This is a genomic window from Martelella sp. NC20 (genome assembly GCF_013459645.1).
Taxonomy (GTDB): Bacteria; Pseudomonadota; Alphaproteobacteria; order Rhizobiales; family Rhizobiaceae; genus Martelella.
The window spans coordinates 648,276-672,849 of sequence record NZ_CP054861.1 but is presented as its reverse complement, the minus strand read 5'-3'; the positions used below and the strand labels follow the sequence as shown (position 1 = coordinate 672,849).

General features: G+C 63.5%; 23 protein-coding genes and 1 pseudogene. 16 read left to right on the top strand and 8 right to left on the bottom strand.

Annotated features, from left to right (window positions below; all coding sequences use genetic code 11):
• Window positions 1–239: 239 nt before the first annotated feature.
• From HQ843_RS03290 to HQ843_RS03265, 6 genes are all read right to left on the bottom strand, one after another.
• Complete coding sequence (locus HQ843_RS03290) at window positions 240–1,223, bottom strand: zinc-dependent alcohol dehydrogenase family protein (RefSeq protein WP_180899845.1); 984 nt, start codon at window positions 1,221–1,223, stop codon at window positions 240–242.
• Between the two features lie 167 nt (window positions 1,224–1,390).
• On the bottom strand, window positions 1,391–2,038 hold the full coding sequence (locus HQ843_RS03285; RefSeq protein WP_180899846.1) for a BON domain-containing protein: 648 nt from the start codon (window positions 2,036–2,038) through the stop codon (window positions 1,391–1,393).
• Between the two features lie 392 nt (window positions 2,039–2,430).
• Window positions 2,431–3,201, bottom strand: coding sequence for a lipoate--protein ligase family protein (locus tag HQ843_RS03280; protein ID WP_371824612.1), 771 nt, complete (start codon window positions 3,199–3,201; stop codon window positions 2,431–2,433).
• Window positions 3,202–3,229: 28 nt separating this feature from the next.
• Entirely contained in the window at window positions 3,230–3,475 is a 246-nt protein-coding gene (locus tag HQ843_RS03275) for a biotin/lipoyl-containing protein (RefSeq protein ID WP_180899848.1), read from the bottom strand.
• A gap of 1 nt (window position 3,476) precedes the next feature.
• Window positions 3,477–4,505, bottom strand: coding sequence for an alpha-ketoacid dehydrogenase subunit beta (locus HQ843_RS03270; RefSeq protein ID WP_180903397.1), 1,029 nt, complete (start codon window positions 4,503–4,505; stop codon window positions 3,477–3,479).
• Window positions 4,506–4,536: 31 nt separating this feature from the next.
• Window positions 4,537–5,520 carry a thiamine pyrophosphate-dependent dehydrogenase E1 component subunit alpha gene (locus HQ843_RS03265; protein ID WP_180899849.1) on the bottom strand — a complete coding sequence of 328 codons (984 nt, stop codon included), beginning with the start codon at window positions 5,518–5,520 and terminating at the stop codon, window positions 4,537–4,539.
• 564 nt (window positions 5,521–6,084) lie between these two features.
• Between HQ843_RS03265 and HQ843_RS03260 the strand changes: the two genes are divergently transcribed.
• The 15 genes and pseudogenes from HQ843_RS03260 to HQ843_RS03190 form a co-directional block, all read left to right on the top strand.
• Entirely contained in the window at window positions 6,085–7,533 is a 1,449-nt protein-coding gene (locus HQ843_RS03260; protein ID WP_180899850.1) for a YfcC family protein, read from the top strand.
• Between the two features lie 5 nt (window positions 7,534–7,538).
• A complete protein-coding gene (locus HQ843_RS03255) occupies window positions 7,539–8,786 on the top strand; it encodes an arginine deiminase (RefSeq protein WP_210275329.1) in 1,248 nt (415 codons plus the stop codon).
• A gap of 12 nt (window positions 8,787–8,798) precedes the next feature.
• Entirely contained in the window at window positions 8,799–9,800 is a 1,002-nt protein-coding gene (gene argF / locus HQ843_RS03250; RefSeq protein ID WP_180899852.1) for an ornithine carbamoyltransferase, read from the top strand.
• A gap of 2 nt (window positions 9,801–9,802) precedes the next feature.
• Window positions 9,803–10,717, top strand: coding sequence for a carbamate kinase (gene arcC / locus HQ843_RS03245; RefSeq protein WP_180899853.1), 915 nt, complete (start codon window positions 9,803–9,805; stop codon window positions 10,715–10,717).
• Window positions 10,718–10,732: 15 nt separating this feature from the next.
• Complete coding sequence (locus tag HQ843_RS03240; protein WP_180899854.1) at window positions 10,733–11,503, top strand: SDR family NAD(P)-dependent oxidoreductase; 771 nt, start codon at window positions 10,733–10,735, stop codon at window positions 11,501–11,503.
• Window positions 11,504–11,531: 28 nt separating this feature from the next.
• Window positions 11,532–12,938: a F0F1 ATP synthase subunit beta gene (gene atpD, locus HQ843_RS03235; protein ID WP_180899855.1), complete on the top strand. Its 1,407-nt coding sequence runs from the start codon at window positions 11,532–11,534 to the stop codon at window positions 12,936–12,938.
• Window positions 12,935–13,345: an ATPase gene (locus HQ843_RS03230; protein WP_180899856.1), complete on the top strand. Its 411-nt coding sequence runs from the start codon at window positions 12,935–12,937 to the stop codon at window positions 13,343–13,345. The genes atpD and HQ843_RS03230 overlap by 4 nt, the downstream gene beginning before the upstream one ends.
• Window positions 13,342–13,638, top strand: a complete 297-nt coding sequence (locus HQ843_RS03225; RefSeq protein ID WP_180899857.1) for an AtpZ/AtpI family protein — start codon at window positions 13,342–13,344, stop codon at window positions 13,636–13,638. Before HQ843_RS03230 ends, HQ843_RS03225 begins: the two co-directional genes overlap by 4 nt.
• Complete coding sequence (locus HQ843_RS03220) at window positions 13,619–13,927, top strand: N-ATPase subunit AtpR (protein WP_180899858.1); 309 nt, start codon at window positions 13,619–13,621, stop codon at window positions 13,925–13,927. Before HQ843_RS03225 ends, HQ843_RS03220 begins: the two co-directional genes overlap by 20 nt.
• Entirely contained in the window at window positions 13,918–14,613 is a 696-nt protein-coding gene (locus tag HQ843_RS03215; RefSeq protein ID WP_180899859.1) for a F0F1 ATP synthase subunit A, read from the top strand. Before HQ843_RS03220 ends, HQ843_RS03215 begins: the two co-directional genes overlap by 10 nt.
• A complete protein-coding gene (locus tag HQ843_RS03210; RefSeq protein WP_180899860.1) occupies window positions 14,610–14,900 on the top strand; it encodes a F0F1 ATP synthase subunit C in 291 nt (96 codons plus the stop codon). Before HQ843_RS03215 ends, HQ843_RS03210 begins: the two co-directional genes overlap by 4 nt.
• A 4-nt stretch (window positions 14,901–14,904) precedes the next feature.
• Window positions 14,905–15,663 carry a F0F1 ATP synthase subunit B family protein gene (locus HQ843_RS03205; RefSeq protein ID WP_180899861.1) on the top strand — a complete coding sequence of 253 codons (759 nt, stop codon included), beginning with the start codon at window positions 14,905–14,907 and terminating at the stop codon, window positions 15,661–15,663.
• Window positions 15,653–17,182, top strand: coding sequence for a F0F1 ATP synthase subunit alpha (locus tag HQ843_RS03200; RefSeq protein ID WP_180899862.1), 1,530 nt, complete (start codon window positions 15,653–15,655; stop codon window positions 17,180–17,182). The genes HQ843_RS03205 and HQ843_RS03200 overlap by 11 nt, the downstream gene beginning before the upstream one ends.
• Complete coding sequence (locus HQ843_RS03195) at window positions 17,166–18,077, top strand: F0F1 ATP synthase subunit gamma (protein WP_180899863.1); 912 nt, start codon at window positions 17,166–17,168, stop codon at window positions 18,075–18,077. Before HQ843_RS03200 ends, HQ843_RS03195 begins: the two co-directional genes overlap by 17 nt.
• Window positions 18,078–18,199: 122 nt before the next feature.
• A pseudogene (locus HQ843_RS03190) lies at window positions 18,200–18,699 on the top strand (ATP-binding protein); the annotation flags it as partial.
• Window positions 18,700–19,097: 398 nt separating this feature from the next.
• Here HQ843_RS03190 and HQ843_RS29305 read toward each other — a convergent pair.
• Window positions 19,098–22,826 carry an autotransporter domain-containing protein gene (locus tag HQ843_RS29305; RefSeq protein ID WP_246710265.1) on the bottom strand — a complete coding sequence of 1,243 codons (3,729 nt, stop codon included), beginning with the start codon at window positions 22,824–22,826 and terminating at the stop codon, window positions 19,098–19,100.
• Between the two features lie 191 nt (window positions 22,827–23,017).
• Between HQ843_RS29305 and HQ843_RS03180 the strand changes: the two genes are divergently transcribed.
• The gene (locus HQ843_RS03180; RefSeq protein ID WP_371822081.1) at window positions 23,018–23,794 is read left to right on the top strand and encodes a DeoR/GlpR family DNA-binding transcription regulator; all 777 of its coding nucleotides are present in this window, start codon (window positions 23,018–23,020) and stop codon (window positions 23,792–23,794) included.
• Window positions 23,795–23,838: 44 nt separating this feature from the next.
• Here the strand turns inward: HQ843_RS03180 and HQ843_RS03175 are convergent, their stop codons facing one another.
• Window positions 23,839–24,567 carry an HAD family hydrolase gene (locus HQ843_RS03175; protein ID WP_180903394.1) on the bottom strand — a complete coding sequence of 243 codons (729 nt, stop codon included), beginning with the start codon at window positions 24,565–24,567 and terminating at the stop codon, window positions 23,839–23,841.
• Between the last annotated feature and the right edge of the window lie 7 nt (window positions 24,568–24,574).

Sequence of the window (24,574 nt, the reverse complement as noted above, 5' to 3'; positions counted from 1 at the left end):
CCTCTGTCAACACATTAAACGACAGACTGCTGACAAAGTCCCTTTTCCGACTCCTCCGTCATGCCGGCCTTGAGCCGGCATCCAGGGCCGCTTGTGGTGAAGTTCAGAAAAGAGTCTTTGCGCGCAATGACTTGCGCTTGCTGGATCCCGGCTCAAGGCCGGGATGACGGCAGAAAGCGAGGCAACGCCGTGATGGCGCACGAGGTTTGTCAACAAACTGAGACGCATGTCTCGCTCAATCAGGGAACAAGAACCGCGGCGCCCTGAAAACGGCCGTGCCGGAGATCATCGAGAGCGCGGTTGGCCGCTTCGAGCGGGTAGCGGTTGACAGTGGTCGATACGCCGGCGGCCCGCGCGATCTCCAGAAATTCATGTCCATCCTGCCGGGTGAGATTGGCCACCGACAGAATGTGCCTTTCTTCCCAAAGCAGGCGGTAGGGAAAGGCCGGAATATCGCTCATGTGAATGCCGCCGCAGACAACCCTGCCACCTTTTCGGGTGGCACGGAGCGCCAAAGGCACGAGCTCACCAACCGGAGCGAAGATGATGGCGGCGTCGAGGGCGTGCGGCGGCTCGTCTTCCGACGCCCCGGCCCAGACGGCGCCGAGGCTCAGCGCATGATCCTGGCTGGCGCGATCGCCGGCGCGCGAAAAGGCATAGACCTCACGGCTCTGCCAGACCAGCACCTGCGCGAGGATATGCGCGGCCGCGCCGAAGCCGTAAAGCCCGATGCGCTTTCCCTCGCCCGCCATCTTCAGCGACCGCCATCCGATCAGGCCGGCGCACATCAGCGGGGCGGCGGCCACCGGATCGTCAAACCCGTCCATGGGAAAGGTGAAATCCGCATTGGCAATCACATCTGTGGCAAACCCACCATCCCTCGTGCAGCCGGTAAACTGAGGATGATCACAGAGGTTTTCGCGGTTTTCAAGGCAATAGGCGCAATGACCGCATGTATGCCCAAGCCAGGGAATGCCGACCCTCTGTCCGACGGCAAGGGTGACCACCCCCTCGCCAAGCTGTTCGACGATCCCGACAATCTCGTGGCCGGGAATGACAGGCAGTCTCACTTCCGGCAGATCGCCGTCGACCACATGCAGGTCGGTCCTGCAGACGGCACAGGCCTCAACCCTTACCCTCACCTCACCGGCGGCAGGTGACGGATCCGGCCTTTCTTCGTAAGCCAGCGGGGTTCGCAACGCCCGCAAAACCATCGCTTTCATGCACTGGCACCAATCTCTGTCTGGTTGGGACGGCGGGCCGGCACCTTGGCCAACCCGCCTCGGCCCTGAAGCATTTCGCAGTCAGGCAGTAGCACCTGGCATCCGCGAAAACGCGTCAAAACAAATAGATAAGGCGGTTCAGCGTTTCCTTAAAACGCTGAACCGTTCTAAAGGACCGTGATGCGGTCATCGACATGCCGGACGCCCGCCGCCGACCACGCCGCACGCTCGGCGGCCTGACGTTCGCGATAGGCTTTCACCTTGCCTTCAAGCGTGACCTTGCCATCCAGGACCTGAACCTTTATCGCATCGGCCTCGATCTGAGCATCCCGCTTGAAGGCATCCTCGATGCGCTTCTTGACGTCCGGAGCGGAAACCTTCGGCACGACTTCAATCAGATTACTGATCCCGGTTATTCCGGCAAGCCCCTTGATCGCGCGCATTGCCGCATCGCGTTCATATTGCCATTCCACCTTGCCGGTCAGCGTCGCCCAGCCCTTCTGGATCGTAACCTGAAGCTTTTCGCCAGGAACGATCTCGTTCCATTCCAGGGCGTTGACCGCCCGCCGGGCAATCTCGTCATCGGCGGTGATGTGGAAGCCTCGCGGACGGACCTCGATCTGTTCTGCGATGCCGCGCACGCCCCGGATGCGCCTGACGGCCGCTTCAACCGTGGTCTTCTGGGTATAGGTCGGAACATGACCGGTAAGGGTGACGATGCCGTTTTCCACCGCCACGCCGATATCCGCAGCATCGATGCTGGGTTCGAATTCCAGTTCATCGATGATGTTCTGGCGCAATGTATTGTCCTGCATGACAACCTCCTTGAGGATTTCCGTTGGATTGCTGATGCCGCAAGCTGCGCGCGGCAGAGGGGCGGGTCATTGACGGCCGTCAATGGTCGCCCGCCGCAACGGCCCGCCGAAACAAGCAATTTCGAGCGGCAGTCCACGTCCGCGTGAATCGCGAGGATTGCGGAAAATGTCGATGGCGCGAGGTTCAAGCGCATCGCCTTGCCCGATGCTCCGCCGCCCGCCGCGCCCGGGATGTTCCCGTGGATGCGTCCGAACGCCGATCATGTCGTCGGCGCGGAAAAGAAGCTGGTCGGCTGAACATTTCAACCGGGCCCTTCATGCGCCGGCGGCCGGAATATCCGGTGGCGCAGGATCGAGGGAAATATTGATGGCCATCAATCCGACGCTCCAAGTCAAACCCAATGCCTCGGCAGCCCTGAGAGTGGAACGGAATCGAATGGTTTATGTGACCAAGAATCCACTTCTTGGGCAAGCCGCGTCTGAAGAGCCACGATCAGATCGACATCCGGTGTGATCCCGGTTGAAAGTGCCTTTTTCACATCAGTGACGAAGGCCGAAGAACATTGCCGTTCCTTGCCGGCCTTTTCATAGAAGAGATTGACGATACGGCAGAACTCCTCAATGTTGTCTTCGACAATGATCGAGGCAGCGGTTGTGACGATCGTGACCAGTCCACGAGAGCGCCAATGCTGGGAAAGCCCGGCGAATTTGCGTGGTCCGACACCCAGATCGTAGCGCCCAGGACAAAAGGCGCCCGTCCGTTCGCCGACCTCGCACTGGACGCCAACGCTCGAAAGCAGCCTGTCGATCAGGCTTGCCAAGGTTCGGTAACCGGCCTCGATATCGCCTTTTCCCGCACTGGCGCGGACGAGCGCGATCTGGAACGTTCCCGGCGAGACAGGACAGGCCGAACCGCCGCTGCGACGGACCAGAACGGGCCAGCCTTCGGCCGCCAATTTCTCCTCTGCGCGCGCGAACCCGGGCAACCGGGCGTCGCTGCGGCCAACGATCAGTGCTCGCGGCGCTTGCCAGGCCATGAGGAGCGGCGCTGTATCGGGCGTGAGATCCGCGTCAAGCCGCTCCTGTTGTTCGAGACCGGATCGAGCCGTCGCAAACGTCCGAATGTCGGCGGCAAAATGAGATGGCGGAAACGTCCTCCCCACCTCCGTCGAAGGGTCAGCGACGATGGGACTAGTCTCCACCGACCGTCCCGATCACCGCCCCGGGCTTCACGACACCGTCTTTGGCGACGCGAATGTGCAACCGCCCATCCGCAGGCGCGGCGATATCGAAGCTCGTCTTCTCCACCATGATCTCGGCGACGGTCACCCCCTTCTTGACGCCGGCGCCTTCGGCAAAAAACCAGTTGGCGACGATGCCTTCCGGGTTGGCGGCGGCGTCCCAGAGATCGGACGGGAGAGTGATATCCGTCGCCATATCAGGTGGCCTTCCGCACATTGCCGAGCGTTGCGCGGACAGCCGCGGCGATCGTGCCGGCATTGGGCAGGACAAACTGCTCCATCGGTCGGCTGTAGGGGATCGGCACATCCGGAACGGCAAGCCGCTGCGGAGCGGCCTTTAGATGCGCCGGATCGTCCTCGACTACCGACGCTATGATTTCCGCGGTCAGACCGAAGCTTTTATAGTCCTCATCGACCACGACCAGCCGTCCCGTCTTGGCGACGGACTCGATAACGGTCTTGCGGTCAAGCGGCACGAGTGTGCGTAGATCAATGACTTCAACGTCGATGCCTTCTCTTTCGAGTTCCGCGGCAGCCTCCAGCGAGCGGTGCACCATCATGCTGAGCGTCACGATTGTGACGTCCTTGCCGGAACGGACGATATTTGCCTCGCCGAAGGGGATCGAATAGGCTTCTTCCGGGAGTTCCGTCGCCGCCGCTTCCGGCGAAGCCATCCAGGCCAAGCCCTGCAAACCCTTGTGAAACATGAACATGACCGGGCTGTCGTCGCGGATCGCCGAGATCATCAGGCCCTTTGCGTCATAGGCGTTCGACGGCGTAACGACCTTCAGTCCAGGAAGGTGAGCAAAGGTGGCATGCAGCGTCTGCGAATGCTGGCCGGCATCGGAATAGCCGCCTCCGGTCGCCGTCATGATCACCATGGGCACCTTGTAGTTACCCCCCGAGAAATAGATATTTTTCGCGGCCAAATTGTAGATCGAGTCCATGCAGACGCCGAAGAAGTCGACGAACATCAGTTCGACAATCGGACGCATGCCGGACATTGCCGCGCCTACGCCGGCGCCTATGAAGCCGGTCTCCGAGATTGGCGTGTCGCGAATCCGCTCTTCGCCAAATTCCGCGAGCAAACCCGTCGTGGCGCCGAAGATGCCGCCATATTTGCCGATGTCCTCGCCCATGACGAAGACCTTCGGATCTGTACGCATTTCTTGGGCGATCGCCTCCGAAATGGCGCGAGAGACAGTCATGATGCGATTGCTGGACATAATTCTCTTCTCCTGAATTCCGAGACGCCGGTCAGGCGAACACGCGTTCGAGGGCTTCTTCCGGGGCTGCATAGGCGGCCGCCTGCGCGAAAGCGAAGGCTTCGTCAACCTCGGCTTTCGCCTTGGCAAGCACCTCATCCGCCTCGGCTTCCGTCACTGTGCCACCCGCGATCATCGCCTCGCGAAGGCGCCGGATCGGATCCATCGCCTTGAGTTTCGCGACTTCATCTTTCGGACGGTAGAGTTCTGGATCACCCTGAAAATGACCGTAATAGCGGTAGGTCTCGACCTCAATCAGCGTCGGGCCTTCACCGCGCCGGGCACGCGCGACCGCCTCGCCGGCCACCTTGAAAAGCTCAAGCGTGTCATTGTCGGCCACGTGAAACCCGGGAATGCCGTAGCCTGCCGCGCGCACCGAATTGTCGGCAACGGCCGTCGACTTCGATTTCGGCACTGAGATGCCCCAAGCATTGTCCTCGATAACGAAGATGACGGGCAGCTTCCATAAGGCGGCGAGGTTCATCGCTTCGTGAAAGCCGCCCTGGTTGGCCGCTCCTTCGCCGAGATAGGACACGGCGACGGCATCGCTGCTGTTGAGCCTGGCGGCCAAGGCCGCGCCGACGGCCGGGCTTGTTCCCTGCGCGATGATGCCGCTGCAGGAAAAGTTCACCTCCGGGTCGAGCAGATGCATATGCCCGCCCCGTCCGCCAGCGAGGCCACTTTCCTTGCCATAAATCTCGGCCGTCATCTTCTTCAGGTCGACGCCCTTGGCGATCGCGACGTGATGAGGCCTGTGGGTGGCGGTGACGGCGTCATCCTTGCGCAGATGAACGCAGACACCGGCGGCACAGGGTTCCTGGCCGGCAGCCAGATGCATCTCGCCCGGCAAGGGCCCGGCGCCGATGTCGAATTTCGGCGTCTTGCCTTCCATATAGGCGACCGCCATCGTGTCCTCGTAGTAGCGGGCCTTTTCCATTATCCCATACATCCACAGGAGCTGCGATTTCGTCGGCATTGCTTTGCCTCCTTCGTGAAGATCGTCGGTATCTTGGCAACCGGGATATTCCGAGCTGGACGCTTCCCTCCCAGCCTCAGTCAGTCGGCCATCTGCAATAGACTAGCAGCGCATTGCCATACGGCTTTGACGTGGATCAAAGCGGTAGTGTCGCGCCAGAACGGTGCAGACGAGACCTGTGACGCCTGAAGTGGCTCGGCAATCCGTTCGCCGAATGCTGGCGGATGAGGCGCGGAGCCTTCAATCAGCATGCATTTCTACGCCGACCTAACTCGACGCGCCAACACAAGGAATCCGGAGCATCGAGCGATGCTCTGGAACGCTGAAGCCGTCAGCGGCACGTCTGGCTTGTCATCCGGTGCATCGCGAAGGAGAGCGATAGGGCGGATGTCCGTATATCGGGGCGGGCGGCGCGGGCCCTGTCGATACGGGTTGAAGGCGGATTGTTGGTGGGGCGTTGACCTCAGTCAATGCGCCGCCGCGGGAAATCGGATCAGGTTCATCATGTAAGGACCCTTCATGGCACAAGCCGGGGGAGTTGCATTTCCAGCCGGAGGACCGCACATGACCGACCAGACCACGCCGCCGGGCGAACCGGCGCCAGAGCTTTCGTCCCGTTTTCCAACGGCCTACACGATCCTGTTTCTTCTGATCGTGCTGGTCGCCGCGCTGACCTGGATCATTCCGGCCGGCCAGTACGACCGGGTCATGAATGAAGAGGTCGGGCGCGAAATTGCCGTCGCCGGCACCTATCACGCGGTCGATCCGAACCCGCAGGGCTTCGTCGACGTGATGCTGGCGCCCGTTGCGGGGTTCTACAATCCCGACAGCTATGTGGCCAACGCCATCGACGTGGCGCTTTTCGTCCTGTTTCTGGGCGGCTTCCTCGGCGTGGTGAATGCCACCGGCGCGATAGACACCGGGATCAGAACGGCGATGTCCGCGATGAAGGGGCACCAGATATGGATCATTCCGATCATGATGGGCCTTTTCGCGCTGGGGGGCACCACCTACGGCATGGCCGAGGAGACGCTGGCCTTCTATGCGATCCTGATCCCGGTCATGATCGCCGCGGGCTATGATGCCGTAACAGGCGTCGCGATCATCCTGATCGGCGCGGGTATCGGCGTGCTCGGGTCGACGATCAACCCCTTCGCCACCGTCATCGCCTCCAACGCGGCAAGCATGCCCTTCACCGACGGGTTGACCCTGCGGCTGGTGATCCTCTTGGGCGGTCTGGTGATCTGCGCTGCCTATGTCATGCGCTATGCGTACCGGGTCAAGGCCGATCCCTCGCGCTCGGTCGTAGCCAAGCAAATCGAGGCGCACAAAAGGGTCTTCCTTCAGGACAGGACCGGCGAAGCGGACGCCGTGGCGCTGAGCGGCATTCAGAAGGTCGTTCTGGTGATTTTCGCTGCCACCTTCGCGGTGATGATCTGGGGCGTCTCCAGCCAGGGCTGGTGGATGGCGAAGATGAGCGCGCTGTTCTTCGGATCGGCCATCGTCATCGGACTGGTGGCGCGGCAGGGGGAAAAGCAGCTCACCGGCAATTTCGTGGACGGCGCGCGTGACCTTCTGGGCGTTGCGCTCGTGGTCGGGCTGGCGCGCGGAATCGTCGTCATCATGGAACAGGGGCTGATTTCCGACACGATCCTGCACGGCGCCGAACAGACGCTCGGCGGGCTCGGCAATCTGGCCTTCATCAACCTGATGTTCTGGATCGAGGTCGGCATGAGCTTCTTCGTTCCGTCCTCTTCCGGCCTGGCTGTGCTGTCGATGCCAATTCTGGCGCCGCTCGCCGATTTCGCCGACGTCGGCCGCGACCTCGTGGTCACGGCCTACCAGTCAGCCAACGGGCTGGTGAACCTGATAAATCCGACCTTCGCCGTGGTTATTGGCGGGCTTGCAATCGGGCGGGTGTCCTATGACCGCTGGATTGTCTTTATCTGGCCGCTGATGCTGATCCTGCTGGTGTTCATCTCGGTCGTGCTGAGTATTGGCGCAATATTATGAATATTATGAAAGAGAGGTCCGTTGTGACCAGTCATGAACTTGGAGTCCATTCCGAAAGCGGCAGATTGCGGCAGGTCATCATCTGCCGCCCCGGTCTGGCGCACCGGCGGCTCACGCCGGACAATTGCGAGCAACTGCTGTTCGACGACGTGTTCTGGGTTAAGCAGGCGCAGAAGGACCATGACGCCTTTGCCGAGGCGATGCGCGGCGAGGGCGTCGAGGTGCTGGAAACCGGGGCGATGCTGGCCGAGGTGCTGGAAAACCCCGAGGCCCGCAAATGGGTGCTCGACCACCGCATTTCGGCAACGCATGTGGGGATCGGCATGCAGCGGGAGCTGCGGGACTGGATGGATACGCTTTCGGGCGCCACGCTTGCGGAATATCTGATCGGCGGACTGACGGTCGCGGACCTTCCGTTCGAGGCCAAAGGCATGTTCGGCAGCTATCTGGGCTATCACGGTTTCATTCTGCCGCCCCTGCCGAATTTCCTGTTCACCCGTGACAACTCGGCGTGGATCTATGGCGGCGTCACGCTGAACCCGATGTATTGGCAGGCGCGCCGCCCCGAAACCCTGCTGACCGCGGCAATCTATCGGTTCCATCCGAAATTCGCGGGCAAGGTCGAGGTGATCTGGGGCGATCCGCTGGCCGATCACGGACTTGCAACGCTTGAGGGCGGCGACCAGATGCCGGTTGGCAACGGTCTGGTCCTGGTCGGCATGGGGGAACGGACCTCGCCGCAGGCCGTGGGACTTCTGGCCGAGGCGCTGTTCAGCCAGGGCCGCGCCGAGCGGGTGATCGCCTGCCAGATGCCGAAGGAGCGTTCCGCGATGCATCTCGACACGGTCTTCACCTTCTGCGGCGGCGATGTCGTGACCAGTTTCAAGGAGGTTGCTGACGAGATGACATGTTACGATCTGCATCCGGGCGAGGGCGGCAAGCCGATCGACATGCGCCATGATACCCGCCCGCTGTTCGAGGTCGTGGCCGACGCGATGGGTTTCAAGCGGCTGAAGGTCGTGCCCACCGGCGGCAGCGATCCGTTCGAGCAGTCGCGCGAGCAGTGGAACGACGGCAACAACGTGCTGGCGCTGCGGCCCGGGCTGGTCATGGGCTATGACCGCAACGACGACACCAATGCGGCGCTCCGCGCCGAGGGCATCGAGGTGATCGAACTGCCCGGCGCGGAACTCGGGCGCGGGCGCGGCGGCAGCCGCTGCATGTCCTGCCCGACAATGCGCGATCCGGTCTGAGGAGCTAACCATATGGCCTACAATCTGAAAAACCGTCATTTTCTGACCCTGCGCGATTTCACTCCGCAGGAGATCGCCTTCCTTCTCAAGCTTGCGGCCGACCTGAAGTCCGCCAAATACGCAGGCACCGAGGTGCCGACGCTCAAGGGCAAGGAAATCGCGCTGATATTCGAGAAGGACAGCACCCGAACCCGTGTCGGCTTCGAGGTCGCGGCGCATGATCAGGGGGCGACCGTCACCTATCTCGGCCCCTCGGGAAACCATATGGGCCACAAGGAAACCGTCAAGGACACCGCCCGGGTGCTCGGCCGCGTCTATGATGCGATCGAGTATCGCGGCTTCGGGCAGGAGGTGGTGCAGACGCTCGCCAAATGGTCGGGCGTACCGGTCTATAACGGGCTGACGGACGAGTTCCACCCGACACAGATCCTCGCCGATTTCCTGACCATGCAGGAACATTCCGAAAAGCATCTGCGCGAGGTCGCCTATTGCTTCATGGGGGATGCGGGCAACAATATGGGCGACAGCCTGCTGATCGGCGGGGCCAAGATGGGCATGGACGTGCGGCTTTGCGCGCCGGAAAGCCTGTGGCCCACGGCGGAAATCCGCAAGGAGGCCGAAGAGGTTGCGGCCCAAACCGGTGCGCGGATCACCCTGACGCAGGATGTGGACGAGGCGGTCAGCGGTGCCGATTTCCTCTACACCGATGTCTGGGTGTCCATGGGCGAGGGCAAGGAGAAATGGGCCGAACGCATCGATCTTCTCAAGCCCTACCAGGTCACGAGACAGGTCATGGAAAAGACCGGCAATCCGCGCACGAAATTCATGCATTGCCTGCCTGCCTTCCATAATACCGACACGAGCGTCGGCAAGGATATCCTGGAACAGTTCGGTCTCGATGCGATGGAGGTCACCGAAGAGGTGTTCGAAAGCCCCGCCTCGATCGTTTTCGACCAGGCGGAAAACCGGATGCACACCATCAAGGCGGTTCTGGTCGCCACGCTGGGAGGTTGAGCATGCTTGTCGTGGCAGCACTTGGCGGCAATGCGCTGCTGAAACGGGGAGAGCCGCTGACGGCGGAAAACCAGCGCGCCAATGTCCGCGATGCGGCACATGCGCTGGCCCACATCGTCCGGGCGGGGCACCGGCTGGTCGTTACCCATGGCAACGGCCCGCAGGTGGGGCTACTGGCGTTGCAGGGCGCGGCCTACAAACCGGACGAGGCCTATCCGCTCGACGTTCTGGGCGCCGAGACCGGCGGCATGATCGGCTACATGATCGAGCAGGAGCTCGAAAACGCGCTGGATCATGGGAAGCCGGTTGCCACGCTGTTGACGCAGGTGGTCGTGGATGGGCGCGACCCGGCCTTCGGCAAGCCCACCAAGTTCATCGGGCCGGTCTATGACCGCGACGAGGCCGAGACGCGCGCCAGGGCCGCAGGCTGGACCATCGCGCAGGATGGCGACAAGTGGCGACGGGTCGTGCCTTCGCCCGCGCCGAAGGAGATACCGGATATCCGGGTGCTGCGGCTGCTGCTGGATCAAGGCGTGATCGTGATCTGCACGGGCGGCGGCGGCATTCCTGTGCTACGCTTGCCCGATGGCAGCATGACCGGCATTGAGGCGGTGATCGACAAGGATGCGGCCAGCGCGCTTCTGGCGCGGGAACTCGGCGCCGATGCGCTGCTGCTTTTGACCGACGTCGACGCAGTCTACCAGGGGTTCGGCAGCGACGGCGCGGCGGCGATTGCCGCGCTCACGCCCGACGAGGCCCGTGCGCTCGACTTGCCAGCCGGGTCGATGGGGCCGAAGATCAGGGCCGCGGCGGATTTCGCGAGCCATGGCGGGTTGGCCGGGATCGGAAGACTCGATCAGGCCACCGCCATTCTGGAGAAGCGGGCCGGCACCCGCATCATTGCCGATACAAGCTGACAAAAGGAAAGAACCATGCCACGCCTGAAAGACAAGATCGCACTCATTACCGGAGGCGCTGCCGGCATCGGGCTTGAGACCGCACGGCTCTTCGTGAAGGAAGGCGCGCGCGTGGCGCTCGTCGATCTGCGCGAGGAGGATCTGAAGAAGGCGGCCGAAAGTCTCGGGGCGGCGGGCGAGGTGCTGACGGTGGCGGCCGACGTGTCCTCGCCTGACGATACCGCGCGCTACGTCCGCGAAACCGTGGAGCGGTTCGGCCGGATCGACATCTTCTTCAACAATGCCGGGATCGAGGGCAAGGTCGCTCCGCTGACCGAGCAGAAGATCGAGGATTTCGACCGGGTCATCGCCGTCAATGTGCGCGGTTCCTTCCTTGGGCTCCAGCATGTGCTGCGGGTGATGATCGAGCGGAAATCAGGCAGCATCATCAACATGTCATCGATTGCCGGGTTGAAGGGCAGCCCCAACGTCGCTCCCTACATCACCTCGAAACATGCGGTGGTGGGACTGACGCGCGCTGCTTCGGTGGAGGCGGCAAGCGCCAATGTGAGGGTCAATTCCATCCATCCCTCGCCGGTAAACACGCGGATGATGCGCTCGCTCGAAGACGGGTTCAGTCCCGGCCATGGCGCCGAGGTCAAGGATCAACTCGCCGCGACCATCCCTTTGGGCCGTTATGGCGAAAGCGCCGATATCGCCAATCTCGCGCTGTTCCTTGCTTCCGACGAGTCCTCCTTCATCACCGGCGCGCAATATCCGGTGGATGGCGGCATGGCTGCAACGTGACGCGGAAATTCCGCCCGGGAGGCCGCTCATGCAGGATGTAGCACCGGATATCGATGTCATGGATGCCGGCGAGGCCTGCGGCCGGATCGTGGCGATCCGCGGCGGGATCGTGGACGTGGCGTTTTCGGGCCGGGTTCCCGGGATCAAGAGTCTTCTTCTGGCTGGCGACGTCCCGATGGAAGTAGCGTCGGTGGTGGGTGGGCGCACCGTGCGCTGTATCGCATTGAGCGTGGTCGGCGGCCTGGCGCTGGGCGCCGCGGTTACCGATACCGGCGCCGGGATCACCGTTCCTGTGGGTGAGGCGGTGCTTGGCCGGATGCTCGACATGTTTGGCGCGCCGCTCGACGGTCTGCCTGCGCCTGAGGCCGAGGACCGCCGCTTCATTCACGCCGCGCCGCCGCAACTGTCGGACCGGGTGCTGCGCGCCGAGGTGCTTGAGACCGGGATCAAGGCGATCGACCTGCTTTCGCCCATCGAACGCGGCGGCAAGACCGGGCTTTTCGGCGGTGCGGGCGTGGGCAAGACGGTTCTCCTGAGCGAGCTTATCCATAACACGGTCGAGCATCATCACGGCGTCAGCCTGTTCTGCGGCATCGGCGAACGCTCGCGCGAGGCTGAGGAACTCTGGCGCGAGATGGGCGAGGCGGGCGTTCGCGACAAGATGGTGATGCTGTTCGGCCAGATGAACGAGGCGCCGGGCGTACGGTTCCTCGTCGGCAAATCCGCGCTGACGATGGCCGAGTATTTCCGGGACACGCGCGGTCAGGACGTGCTGGTGCTGATCGACAACATCTTCCGCTTCGTGCAGGCGGGGTCCGAACTGTCGGGGCTTCTGGGCCGGATGCCGAGCCGCGTGGGCTATCAGCCGACGCTGGCGACGGAGCTGGCGGAGCTGGAAGAGCGGATTTCCTCGACCCGCAAGGGCGCGATCACTTCGATCCAGGCGGTCTACGTTCCGGCCGACGATTTCACCGACCCCGCGGCGGCGCATATCTTCTCGCATCTCTCGGCCTCGGTCGTCCTGTCGCGCAAACGCGCGAGCGAGGGGCTTTATCCGGCGGTCGATCCGCTGGCCTCGACCTCCGTCATGCTGACGCCGAACGTGGTGGGGCAGCGTCATTACGACACGGCGCGCGCGGTGCGCCGGACGCTGGCGGAATACGAGGACCTGCGCGACATCATCGCCATGCTGGGCATCGAGGAACTGTCGGCGCATGATCGCGCCGTCGTCGCCCGCGCCCGGCGGCTTGAGCGGTTCCTGACGCAGCCGTTCTTCACCATTGGCTCCGCCGCCGGGACGGCCGGCCGGCTCGTTCCCATCTCCGAGACGCTGGACGGCTGCGAGGCGATCCTGTCCGAAACCCGCTTCGATCTGCCCGAAAGCGCCTATTACATGATCGGCAGTCTGAAAGAGCTTGGGAAGGCGGCGGCATGAGCGTAGCGTCGGAAATGCAGGTTCATCTGCGCCTGCCCTCCGCGGTGCTGTTCGATGGCGTCGCCACGCGCCTGCGGGCGGAGGCGGAGGATGGCGGGTTCGGCATCCTGCCCAACCATTTGGATTTCGTCACGGCGCTGGTGCCGTCGGTGGTTTTGCTGACGCAGCCGGACGGACGGGAGCGGTTCTTCGGCATGGACGAGGGGGTTCTGGTGAAGAAGGGACATACCGTCGACATCGCGGCGCGCCGCGGGGTCGAAAGCGACGATCTGGAAAGCCTGCGCGACCGCGTGGTCCGCAGCTTTGCCGAACTCGAGGACGAGGAGCGGGTGGCGCGCGCCGCGCTCTCGCGGTTCGAGGCCGAAATGGTGCGGCGTTTCGCCAGCCTGAGGAAAATGCAGCCATGAACGAAGAGGACGACCGCTCCACCAGCGAGATCGGACGCCGCGCCGGCCGGATGAAGCAGGCGCGCGACAACCCCGGACCGAGCCCGCTGCGCGGCTTCGGAACGTTCGGCATGATAGGGTGGTCCATCGCCGTGCCCACGGTGGGAGGCGCGCTTCTGGGGCTCTGGCTGGATCGCGTGGCGCCGCAGGGGTTTTCCTGGACGCTGGCGCTTCTGCTTGGCGGCGTGGTTGTCGGCGCGTTCATCGCCTGGGGCTGGATTGTGAAGGAAGGGAATGGAAATGATCGCTCTTGACTGGACATTGCTCTTGCCCGGCCTGCTGGCCGGAGCCGGGGCGGCAGGCCTGTTTCTGGCCGGTCTGGCGCTCGGCATACGATTTGCCCTGCGCGGCTCGCGTCCGGCTTTGGCGCTGTTTGTCAGCGCCGCGCTGCGCATGGCCGCTTTGCTCGGGCTCGGCTGGTGGGTCGCGGGGCTTGGGGCGCAGGCGCTGGCCGCCTTCGCCCTTGGCTTTGTCATCACGCGAACGCTGGTCGTGGCGGTGGTGCGCGCCACCGAAGCGCGTGAGGCCCCGACATGCAACTGACGCCCGACGACACGATCGTCTTCACCGTTTTCGGCATCGGCATCAACGCCACGATCGTCAATACATGGATCATCATGGCGCTCATCACCGCCCTGTCGGCCCTGATCACCCGCAATCTGCGCCCGGATGTGCCGCCGAACCGCTGGCGCACCGCGCTTGAGGTTGTGGTGAGCGGCATCGTCGGCCAGATCGCCGAGGTGACACAGCGGCGCGATCCGCGCATCCTCTATTTCGTCGGCACGCTGTTCCTGTTCATCGTGACCGCGAACCTTCTGATGGTCGTGCCCGGTTTCGACACGCCGACCGCGTCGCTTTCGACCACGGTGGCGCTGGCGATCTCCGTGCTGGTGGCGGTCCCCGTCTTCGGCATCGGCAGCCGCGGCCTTGGCGGCTACCTGAAGACCTATGCCGAGCCTTCGATCATCATGCTGCCCTTCAACGTCATAAGCGAGGCGTCACGCGGCGTTTCGCTCGCCATCCGCCTTTACGGCAACATCATGAGCGGCGCGGTCATCGCCGCCATCCTGCTGTCGATCGCGCCGTTCTTCTTTCCGGTGGTCATGGACATGCTGGGCCTGCTGACGGGCGTCATCCAGGCCTATATCTTCGCCGTTCTCGCGACCGTCTACATTTCCTCGGCCACCGCCGTGCCCGATGCTCCCGACGACAAAAAGGACATGCCATGACTGACCTTTCCATCATCGCCTTCATCTCGATCCTGACCGCCGGCTTGACGGTTTCGTTCGGCGCGCTCGGACCGGCTCTGGGCGAGGGGCGCGCCGCCTCGACCGCTCTCAGCGCCATCGCGCAGCAGCCCGATGCCGCCTCGACCCTGTCGCGGACGCTGTTCGTCAGTCTCGCGATGATCGAATCGACGGCCATCTATTGTTTCGTCGTCGCCATGATCCTGCTGTTCGCCAACCCGTTCTGGAACGCGGCGCTCGAGGCGGCGGCGCAAGGGGCCGGGGGCTGACGTCATGTCGATCGACTGGATCACGGTCGGCGCGCAGATCGGCAATTTCCTGGTCCTCGTCTGGCTGCTCAAACGGTTCCTGTACCGGCCCATCCTTGACGGGATCGACGCGCGCGAGAGCGAGATCGCCTCGCGCATGGGTGAAGCCGCGCGGGTCGAGGCGGCGGCGCAAAAGCAGAAGGCCGAGTACGAAACCCGGATCGAGGCTCTGCAGGCCGGCCGTGCCGAAGCATTGGAAACCGCCCGGCAGGAGGCCGAGAAGGAACGCCGCGAGATGCTGGCCGAGGCCCGCAAGAAGATCGATCACGAACAGGCCGAGCGTGCCGCGCAGCGCGCCGAGGATGCGCGCGCCTACCGGACCGAGTTGCAGAAATCCGGAGCCGAGGCGCTTTTGTCGCTGACCCGGAAGGCGTTGACCGACCTGGCGGACGAGACGCTGGAGAGCCGCATCGTCGCCCGCGCCGTCGCGCGCCTGCCCGAGGTGGCCGACCGGTTGCATGGCGAACCGCAACAGGCGGTGGCCCTGACACGCGATCCGTTGCCCGAGGATGTGCGCGCCCGCCTGCGCGATGCGCTGAATACCCTCGCCCCGGGCGCCGTCCTGAGTTTCGAGACCGACCGCGCCCGATCGCCGGGACTGAGCCTGAAACTGGGCAGCGCGCAGGTGGACTGGACGATCGGCGATTATCTCGAGGACCTCGAAGCGATGCTGGACGAGGCCATGGACGACCTTCCGGCCGGGGGAGCGCGCGATGCCGAATGAAGGCGCTCCCGAAACCGGTGCGGCCGATCTGATCCGGAAACTCCTGGATACGCCCTCGCCGCTCCCGCGCGTGAGCGAGATGGGCCGCCTGGAGGAAGCCGCCGACGGCGTCGCTATCGTCACCGGTCTTGGCTCGGCGCTGGCTGACGAGGTGCTGGAATTCGCCTCAGGCGTGAAGGGCATCGTGTTCGATCTGGAGCCGGATCGACTGGGCGTCGTTCTGCTTGGCCCCACGGACCACGTGGTGCCGGGAGAGACCGTGCGCCGCACCCGCCGGGTCGTCAGCGTGCCCGTCGGCGCGCCGCTTCTGGGGCGGGTGGTCGATGCGATCGGCCGGCCGCGTGACGGTCAGGGGCCGCTCGAGGCGAGCCATCACCGGCCCATCGAGTGGCCGGCGGCGGGTATTCTCGACCGGCGGGCGGTGTCGCGACCGCTTGCCACCGGGCTGAAGGCAGTGGACGCGGCAGTCCCCGTGGGCATGGGCCAGCGCGAGCTGATCATCGGCGACCGGCAGACCGGCAAGACCTCGATCGCGGTGGATGCGATCCTCAATCAGCGCGATACCGGCGTGCACTGCATCTATTGCGCCATCGGCCAGCGCGGCGATGCTGTCGCCAAGGTCATCGGCGCGATCCGCGAGGGCGGCATGATGGCGCGCACCGTCATCGTGGCGGCGGGCGACGAGGACGCGCCCGGTCTGGTCTATGTCGCGCCCTATGCCGCGATGTCGATGGCCGAAGCCTTCGCGGCCAAGGGGCGCGATGTGTTGCTGGTGCTGGACGACCTGACCCATCACGCCCGCGCCTATCGCGAGCTGTCCCTGCTTCTGCGCCGTCCGCCGGGACGCGAAGCCTTTCCCGGAGATATCTTTTTCATTCATGCCCGGCTTCTGGAGCGCGCGGGTCAGTTCGGCGAGGGGCGGGGGTCGATCACCGCCTTGCCGGTTGTCGAGACGCAGGCCGAGAACCTCTCGGCCTATATCCCGACCAATCTGATCTCGATCACCGACGGGCAGATCTACCTCTCGCCGCGCCTCGTCCGGCGTAACCAGTTTCCGGCGGTCGATCTGGGCGTGTCGGTCAGCCGCGTCGGCGGCAAGGCGCAGGCCCGCGCCTTTCGCGAGGTCGCGGGCAATCTGCGCGTCACGCTTTCGCAGTTCGAGGAGCTGGAGGATTTCGCCCGCTTCGGCACGCGGCTGGACGAGGACACGCGAGCGCGGCTGGCGCGCGGGGCCGCGGTGCGCGCTGCGCTGCGCCAACCCGAGCGTGATCCGATGCCGGCGGCCGAACAGCTCGCCATCCTCATCGCCGCGATCGACGGTCTGCTGGACGGGTTGGACGAGACCCGGACGTTGCGCGCGATGGAGGCGATCCGTCATGTCGTCCGCGACGATGACGTCGGCCTCGCAGCAAGCATCGCGGCAGACGAGCCCCTGACTGACGAGGTGCGCGCCGCGGTGACGGCAAGGGCGCGCGAGGCCGTCGAAGCGATGGGAAAAGCCGATGACGCAGACACTTGAACGCCTGACGCGCCGCGCCGAGACCATGCGCAGCATTCGCGGCATCGTGCGCACGATGAAGACGGTGTCGGCGATCAACGCCGCCCCCTACGAGCAGGCCGCCCGCGCCATCGAGGCCTATCGCGCCACGGTCCTTGACGGGCTGCACGCCTTCATCGCCGCGCACGGCGCGTTGCCGCCGGTCCCCGACGTCGCGGGAGAGCGGATCACGATCGCCTTCGGCTCCGATCACGGGCTTTGCGGCAATTACAACGAGGTGCTGGCGGGCGAGGTGCTGCGCGGCGACGACGCCCCGGCGCGCGTGATCTGCATCGGCGCCCAGATGGAGGATGCGCTCGCGGGGCAGGGCATTGCTTCCGATGCCGCGCTCCTGCCGCCGGCGAATGTCGACGGGCTGGGCCGGCTTGCCGGGCGCCTGATCACCCTGCTCGACGATATCCGGGGCGCCAAGGGCGATGCCGGCATCACCGTGTCGCTGGTGTTCATGCAGCGGGTCGAGCACGGCCGGCAGGCGCCGGTCACGCGCAGGCTCCTGCCTCTCGATCCGGCCATGACCGGGGCGTTGGCGGATCGCCCCTGGGCGTCGCGCAGCCTGCCGAGTTTTTCCCTGCCGCCCGGGCGTATGCTTGCCGCGCTTGTCCGCAGCTTCCTGTTCACCGAACTCTACCTCGCCGCAGCCGAGGCGCTGGTTACCGAGAACGCCGCGCGCCTGGCGCGCATGCAGCAGGCCGAACGTGCTATCGATGACCGACGCGAGGAACTGGCCGGCGAAATGCGTCAGCTGCGGCAGAGCGAGATCACCACCGAACTGCTCGATGTGATCACCGGTTTCGAGGCGCTGAAGTCGCATCGAACCAAACGGCACGACGACGATGATTCCCGTCAGCGCAGTTAGGGTCGGGAGAATAAGTGGAATCCGGTTTTTCGTTAACCCGACGCGTAAAAATAAAGAATCTAGCGCATCGGCCCGAAAATCGGAATCGATCTTCGGAAAGCACGATGCGTAGATTCGGTAAGTTAGAGCGCCGTATCAAGACAGCCAGATCCCCGGTCGTCAAAAGCCTCGACAGCTTCGACTTCGACGCCATACCCGAGCTGAACAGTGAGGCGTGAGCACGCCACCGGTCCGAGTGCCGCACCGAACGCAGGTTCTGGAACTGACACGTTGCGAGTGGATCGAGCGTCGCGAGAACGTCATTGCTCTCGGCCCCAGCGGAACCGGCAAGACGCACATAGCGCTCGCCCTAGGCCTTTCAGCCTGCCAGAAGGGCCTGTCCGTCGGCTTCACCACAGCCGCCGCCATGGTCAGCGAGATGATTGAAGCGCGTGACGAACGGCGTCTCATCCGGCTTCAAAAGCAAATGGCAGGATACAAGCTGCTGATCATCGACGAGTTGGGGTTCGTGCCGCTGTCGAAAACCGGTGCGGAATTGCTGTTCGAGCTGTTCTCTCAGCGCTACGAACGGGGCGCCACCGTGATTACCAGCAATCTGCCCTTCGACGAATGGACGGAATCGGAGCTGTCAGGATGATCGTGCAGGGCGTCACGGGCCGCGACCTACGCCGAACGCACTCGAACGGGCCGTGTTGACATGCTGCCAGTTCGAAAGCCGCCAGAGGGAGATCATCGGCAGCGCACTGCCCGGCAACTATCGTGTGAGGCGATATCCCGACGAGAATTCGAGGAGCAGATCACGCTCTCGCAGTTGGTCGAGGTCGTGGCCAGAACACCCAACCATCCGGTTGGCGCCTTCCGCGGTTTCGTCGGGACGGTGCCGATCCGCTATCTGTGGAAGCAGCGCGCCGCGCAGGCGAAGCAAGCTTGTCGCTGTCGTTCAACGCCCGCTGGCATGCATCTCGTCTGTCACAGTCGCGGGCGGGAATGGCTCCCGCCCGCGACTTTTGCTCCTTGCGATCAGAATTTCACCTGAAGCCGGGCATTCACGCCGTTGTAGGTGACGTCGTCGCCGAACTGGCCCTGGTAGGAAACGCCGAGGGTGGCGGTATCCGACAGGTTGAAATCGAGCCCGGCTTCGACAACGGCGGCATTCTCGGCAACGGCGACGCCGGTAATGGTGAACGGCGTCGAACCCGCAAAGGCCTGCGTGGCGAACGGCGTGGTATCGCCGAAGGCGTGACGCCAGCCGATCATTCCGCTTGCCTTTGTCCGTGTCTGGCCCAGCATGAAGTCCGATGAAACCCGAAGCCCCACGGTGGTGAAGGTCGTGTCGGAGCTGCCGTCGGCGCCGCTGAGTGCCGCCGCGCCGCCGGTCTCCTGATACCCGTCCGTATCGAGATTGACATAGGCAAGGTTGGCGAACGGCTCCAGCTCAGCGCCCGAGAGATCGAACTGATAGCCAAGTTCTCCGAATGCCTGGAAGGTGCCGGCGTCATAGCTGCTGTCGAGCGCATTCGACAGACCCGGGATGAACACCGAGCGACTGGTGTCGATCTGGTGCCACGTGTAGGCGAGACCCGAGCGGAAGCCAAGCCCGCCCCATTGCGAGCCGGCATAGAGGCCGAGCGAATAGTTCTCGCTTGAACCGGACGACGCGCGGTCGTCGCTGTCGAAGCTCGAATGGCTGTAACCGGCGAGCGCGCCGACGCGCCAGTTTTCGAAGACCGGGATGTCGGCGCCCAGCAGCAGGCCGCCGGTCGCACTATCGAGGCTGGCAGCATTGGCGTTGCCGTCGAAGTGGTTCCACGAACCGAAGGCATTGCCCCAGCCGGCGATGCCGTCCGCCTGATCGGGCGCGGCAAGGTTTGCGCCGTCAGGCCCATAGGCCAGCACCGGCGCTTCGGATGCACCGACCGTACCGAAGGCGGAACGGAGGCGATCGGCTTCAGCGCCGCGGACGATGCCGCTTTCCTCGATCAGCGCCGATTTTACCGAGGCATGGATCTCGCCCGAGAGCTGATCGAAGCTGTTGCGGATGAAATCGCCATCGTCCGGCAGCACGACAATCGCATCATAGAGCGCGTTTCCGGCGGTAAAGCCGATCGTCTCGATGCTCCCGGCCACAGCCGCCTGATTGGCGGTTTCAGCCAGCGATGCGAAATCCCGGTCATTGCGCTGAAGTTTGAGGGCGATTTCTCCCGTGCCGTAGATAAAGTCGGGCGTCAGGAACGCGAAATCGGAAGTGACGCTTGCAAATTCGCCTTCGATCTGCCCGGCCGAGAGGATGGTGTAGGTCGAGCGCGGATCGTAGATCCCGTCAAAGCCGACATGCGCGAGCGTCCCGCCCAGAGAGGCCTTGCCGGTCACCGTAACGGCATCGCTGCGGCCGCTTTCCGGGTCGACTTCTACCGCAAAAATCGAGCCGGAGGCGAAGGAAAGGTCGCCGTCGATTGTGAGCATTCCGATGGAATTGCCGGGCGACAGCGTTCCGCCCGAAGCGATTGCGACCAGCGACCCGGCGCCGGAGCCGATCGTGCCGGAGCCGCCCAGAATAGCGCCGTCATTGACGGTCATGCTGCCGCCCAGCGCGCCGACGCCGTTTTCGTCGCCCACCAGCAGCTTGCCCTGGTTGACGAGCGTATTGCCGGCAAAGGCGGAACTGTCGGCCGTCAGAAGCAAGGTGCCCTGTCCGCGCTTTTCAAACGTGCCGTCGCCGGAGAATGCCTTCAGGGCGGTGACGGGAACCGTCGGGTGGGAGACATCGATCCAGCCCCGGCCGTCAAAACGGATGGCCTTGTCGATCTCAGTGATCGGACCCGTCCACTGCGCCCAGTCATCGTCCGGTCCGGCGGTGCGGATACCGCCATTATCGAGCGTGATCAGGCCGTCTGTGGAACCGAGTGCGGCGCTCTCGTCGATGGCCACGGTCTTGCCGGCCGTCACGACGATGTCGCGGAAACGTTCATGATCATCCACGCAAAGCGCGCGTGCGCCCTGAAGCGAGAGATGCTGCGCGTCGGCGCAGTCGAGCGCCAGCTTGAGGGGCGCGAAGGGGTCGTTTTCGAAATCGAGCCCGGTCTGCTGGCTGAGGGCGGCGCGGATGGCGGGGTCATCGAGACCGAGGGTTGCCACAAGCTCGTCCCATGCCGGGTTTTCAGGCTTGGTCTGGAAGGCGAGGTCCTCATCGACATAGTCCATGAGGATGTCGCCCCATTGCTGCCAGCTCATGTCGCCGATGCCGTTGATGCCGGGGAATTCGTCGCGATGCGTGTCGAAATAGTCCTGGATCACGTTGCGGAAGAATTCCGGATTGGAGGTGTCCGTCAGCCGATCGAGATATCCGGCATAAACCGCCTGCTGCTCCGTGGGCACATAAAGGGCGAGTTCGTCCTGGAAGGCTTCGGGATCGTGGCGGTCGTAAACCGCGTTGGCCAGCAGGAAGCCGAGCCGGTCTTCGGAGACTTCCGGCGCCTGCGCGTAGATCGGCCGGCCGTTTTCATCGGAAAGCTGGCCGAGATAGACATCGGTGCGGTGGTTGTTGCGCGACAGCCTGAATTCACCGGCGCGCTTGGCGGAATCGCGCGTTTGCGCATCGAAGACCAGCCGGACCTTGCCGCTTCCGTCGTTGATTTCCTCGACGCCGGGACCCCGCCAGCGTATTTCATGGGCAAGCGGCTCGTGGTCGGAGAGCGCCGTGCCGTCTTCCGTCGTGCTCAGTTCCTGATCGAGAACGCCGCCGACATAGGGGTCGTCTGCCGCATCCGTCAGTTCCCACCATTTGGCGTAAGGCCGGGACGCGATGAAATGGTCGATCTGGGTGCGTCCCCAGGACGGCCATTTGAAGGCCTCGTCATCTTCTTCCACGCTCGGCCATGTCGTGCTGCCATCGGCCAGCTTGTGGGGCGCGAAGCGCTCGCGATCCTCGGGGTTTTGCAGGATCTGATATTGCTTCTTGAGAAGGTTCATCGTGTAGGGCGTGTTGCCCGCCACAGGATAGGTCTCGTCGGTGAACAGGCCCTCCGGCGCGGTATTGGTCTTGCGGTTGATATAGGCTTCGGCGGCGGCGTATTTTTCCGAACCGACGGCGTGATTGCGCGCGACATATTGCAGCGCCCAGGCCTTGTGGTCCTCATTGCCGGTCTCACGCGCGCGCTTCATCATAAATTCCTGCTGAACCACTTCCAGCAGTCCGCGCTCGGAGATGTCACCCGCGTTGAAGTCCCCTGTCATGATGATGGGGCTGGCTTTGCTCGCCGCCCAGTCGTTCAGTTCGTGGGCTTCGCGGTTGCGGTGGAGAAAGGGATCATCGCGGTAATCGAGATGTTCCGTCGCGATAATCGTCTGCGGGCGACCGTTTTCGCCGCCGACAACCACATGAGCCGGTTCGTCGGTATTGCTGAAATCAACGATGGTCTTGTCGCGCCATGCCAGTCCGGTGTCGCCCTTGAAGTGGAGCGCGTAATCGCCCGCGCCGAGATCGGCCATCTTGTCCTGAATGTCGATGCCGTAGCTGTTGTGATACTCCTGAATGGTGATGAAATCGTAATTGCCCGACGACAGCAGGTCGGCCGCTTCGGGAATGAGCGTTCGGGCCCCCCAGGTATTCAGTGAAATAATGCGCAGCGCGTTGTCTTCGGCCTGAGCCGGGGCAGCGGTCACGGCCAGCAGAGAAACGCCACTGAGAAGGCCGAGCATCTTCCCTGAAATCTGCGCGCGGCTTCCCAGCCGCTGAATGATACCATTCATCGGGTATTCCTTTCGTAATCGGAACGCTATGAAATTTTGATTTGCGTCGTCAGGTTAACATGTTTCCAAACCGACACATAACCCCCGTATATGTCATATTTACAACATTTTTATAGATTTCTTGCGTACACGCGCCCGGTGTTTCAAAAAGGGGGCACGGAATCGAAAATGGTGCTGGAGGTGGCGCGGACGTGGAAAATAACGGCGAAGAAAGAAAGAAAGAGAGCCGTCAGTCATCGATATTGCGCCTGATGGAAAAGAACTTCTATATCTCCGTGGAAGAGATTTCCGAGTTCTTCACGGTCACCACGCAGACGGCGCGGCGCGATATCCTGGCGCTTGAAAAGGCCGGTCGCGTGCGCCGCCTTCACGGCGGCGCGGTTCTTGTCGGTCCTCTGGAGGAAACCGTCTACCGGCGGCGGCGCGTCGACAATTCCGCGGAAAAGCAGCGCATCGGCGAGCTGGTTGCCGAGCTGGTACCCGATGGCGCCTCGATCTTCATCGATTCCGGCACCACATGCGAGGCGATCGCCCGCGCGCTGTCGCGCCGCAATCATCTGAGGGTTCTGACCTACAGCCTGCGGGTCGCGACGATCCTGAACGAGAATACCAATTTCACGCTGGCCGTGCCCGGCGGTTTCGTCCGTCCCATCCATGGCGGCATCTTTCAGGAAGAGACGCCCGAATTCATCCGGAACTTCAAGTTCGACAGCGCGATTATTTCGGTGAGCGGCATCGACAATGACGGCGATCTTTGCGACGACGACCATGCAGAAAGCGTTGTCGCGACGGCGGCCATGGCGCAATCGGGCCGCACGGTTCTGGCCGTGGACAGCAGCAAATTCGGCAAGCGCGCCATGGTGCGGCTGGGCTCGATCACCGATGTGAACACCCTTGTCACCGACACGATGCCGGAAGGGGAAATCCGCCGTCTTCTGGATGAAAACGGCGTCGATATCGTTTGCTGACACGCGGTTGACGCGCGCCGCCGCCTGATTTTCCGCTCCCCGTCTCATGGCCCGGAAGCCGGTATATCTTTAAATATGTCGGTCGCGAGCATCTGGATTCCCGGAAGGCAGACATCGCAGAGAGGCTGCAGCACGTCGCGCGTTCCCGTTCCCGTCAGCACGCCGACCCTGAGGCCGGCCCCGCCCGAAATCGCCATGTTCATGTCATGCGGATTGTCGCCGACAACGGCGGTTTGCGAGGGCGCGACCCCCATCGCCTCGCAGAACGCCAGCAACATGCCCGGTTCCGGCTTGATGCCGTAGCCGCTGTCATAGCCGGCGATGAAATCGATCCATGGCGCAAGCGACAGACGCTCCACCAGCCCCTCGATTGCCGACTGGCTGTCGCTGCTGGCGATGCCGAGCCTGAAGCCGCGTTCATGCAGATCGCGAAAAAGGTTGACGAGATTGGTCACCGGCACGGCGTCCGACACGGCGGCGGTAAAGAGCCTGTCGAGCGCGGCGGTCAGTTCGCTGACGCTGAAACGCGCGCCGGCCTCGATCCAGGCTCTGGCGATTTCATCGGTATTTCCGGCCGCCAGCAGGCTGTTGGACGATGTCTGCCCGCTATCCGGGTCCATTCCCCCCACGCGCAGAAAATGCGCGGCAAGCGCCGGATCGCCGACAGCGGCAAGATCTGCCGCCGCCCGGTTGAGGGGCGCCCAGGTGCGCTGGTAATCGAGCAGGGTGCCATCCTTGTCGAAAAGGATGGCTTTGATGGGAGATGAAGGCATGGCGTTT

Bases quoted from the DNA above. Each gene is read 5' to 3' on its own strand.
- argF (WP_180899852.1), top strand. From the start codon at position 8,799: ATGGCCTACAATCTGAAAAACCGTCATTTTCTGACCCTGCGCGATTTC.
- HQ843_RS03255 (WP_210275329.1), top strand. From the start codon at position 7,539: ATGAAAGAGAGGTCCGTTGTGACCAGTCATGAACTTGGAGTCCATTCC.
- HQ843_RS03210 (WP_180899860.1), top strand. From the start codon at position 14,610: ATGACTGACCTTTCCATCATCGCCTTCATCTCGATCCTGACCGCCGGC.
- HQ843_RS03285 (WP_180899846.1), bottom strand. From the start codon at position 2,038: ATGCAGGACAATACATTGCGCCAGAACATCATCGATGAACTGGAATTC.
- HQ843_RS03200 (WP_180899862.1), top strand. From the start codon at position 15,653: ATGCCGAATGAAGGCGCTCCCGAAACCGGTGCGGCCGATCTGATCCGG.
- HQ843_RS03195 (WP_180899863.1), top strand. From the start codon at position 17,166: ATGACGCAGACACTTGAACGCCTGACGCGCCGCGCCGAGACCATGCGC.
- HQ843_RS29305 (WP_246710265.1), bottom strand. From the start codon at position 22,826: ATGAATGGTATCATTCAGCGGCTGGGAAGCCGCGCGCAGATTTCAGGG.
- HQ843_RS03175 (WP_180903394.1), bottom strand. From the start codon at position 24,567: ATGCCTTCATCTCCCATCAAAGCCATCCTTTTCGACAAGGATGGCACC.
- arcC (WP_180899853.1), top strand. From the start codon at position 9,803: ATGCTTGTCGTGGCAGCACTTGGCGGCAATGCGCTGCTGAAACGGGGA.
- HQ843_RS03270 (WP_180903397.1), bottom strand. From the start codon at position 4,505: ATGTCCAGCAATCGCATCATGACTGTCTCTCGCGCCATTTCGGAGGCG.
- HQ843_RS03220 (WP_180899858.1), top strand. From the start codon at position 13,619: ATGGAAATGATCGCTCTTGACTGGACATTGCTCTTGCCCGGCCTGCTG.
- HQ843_RS03240 (WP_180899854.1), top strand. From the start codon at position 10,733: ATGCCACGCCTGAAAGACAAGATCGCACTCATTACCGGAGGCGCTGCC.
- atpD (WP_180899855.1), top strand. From the start codon at position 11,532: ATGCAGGATGTAGCACCGGATATCGATGTCATGGATGCCGGCGAGGCC.
- HQ843_RS03205 (WP_180899861.1), top strand. From the start codon at position 14,905: ATGTCGATCGACTGGATCACGGTCGGCGCGCAGATCGGCAATTTCCTG.
- HQ843_RS03260 (WP_180899850.1), top strand. From the start codon at position 6,085: ATGACCGACCAGACCACGCCGCCGGGCGAACCGGCGCCAGAGCTTTCG.
- HQ843_RS03290 (WP_180899845.1), bottom strand. From the start codon at position 1,223: ATGAAAGCGATGGTTTTGCGGGCGTTGCGAACCCCGCTGGCTTACGAA.
- HQ843_RS03230 (WP_180899856.1), top strand. From the start codon at position 12,935: ATGAGCGTAGCGTCGGAAATGCAGGTTCATCTGCGCCTGCCCTCCGCG.
- HQ843_RS03215 (WP_180899859.1), top strand. From the start codon at position 13,918: ATGCAACTGACGCCCGACGACACGATCGTCTTCACCGTTTTCGGCATC.
- HQ843_RS03225 (WP_180899857.1), top strand. From the start codon at position 13,342: ATGAACGAAGAGGACGACCGCTCCACCAGCGAGATCGGACGCCGCGCC.
- HQ843_RS03265 (WP_180899849.1), bottom strand. From the start codon at position 5,520: ATGCCGACGAAATCGCAGCTCCTGTGGATGTATGGGATAATGGAAAAG.
- HQ843_RS03275 (WP_180899848.1), bottom strand. From the start codon at position 3,475: ATGGCGACGGATATCACTCTCCCGTCCGATCTCTGGGACGCCGCCGCC.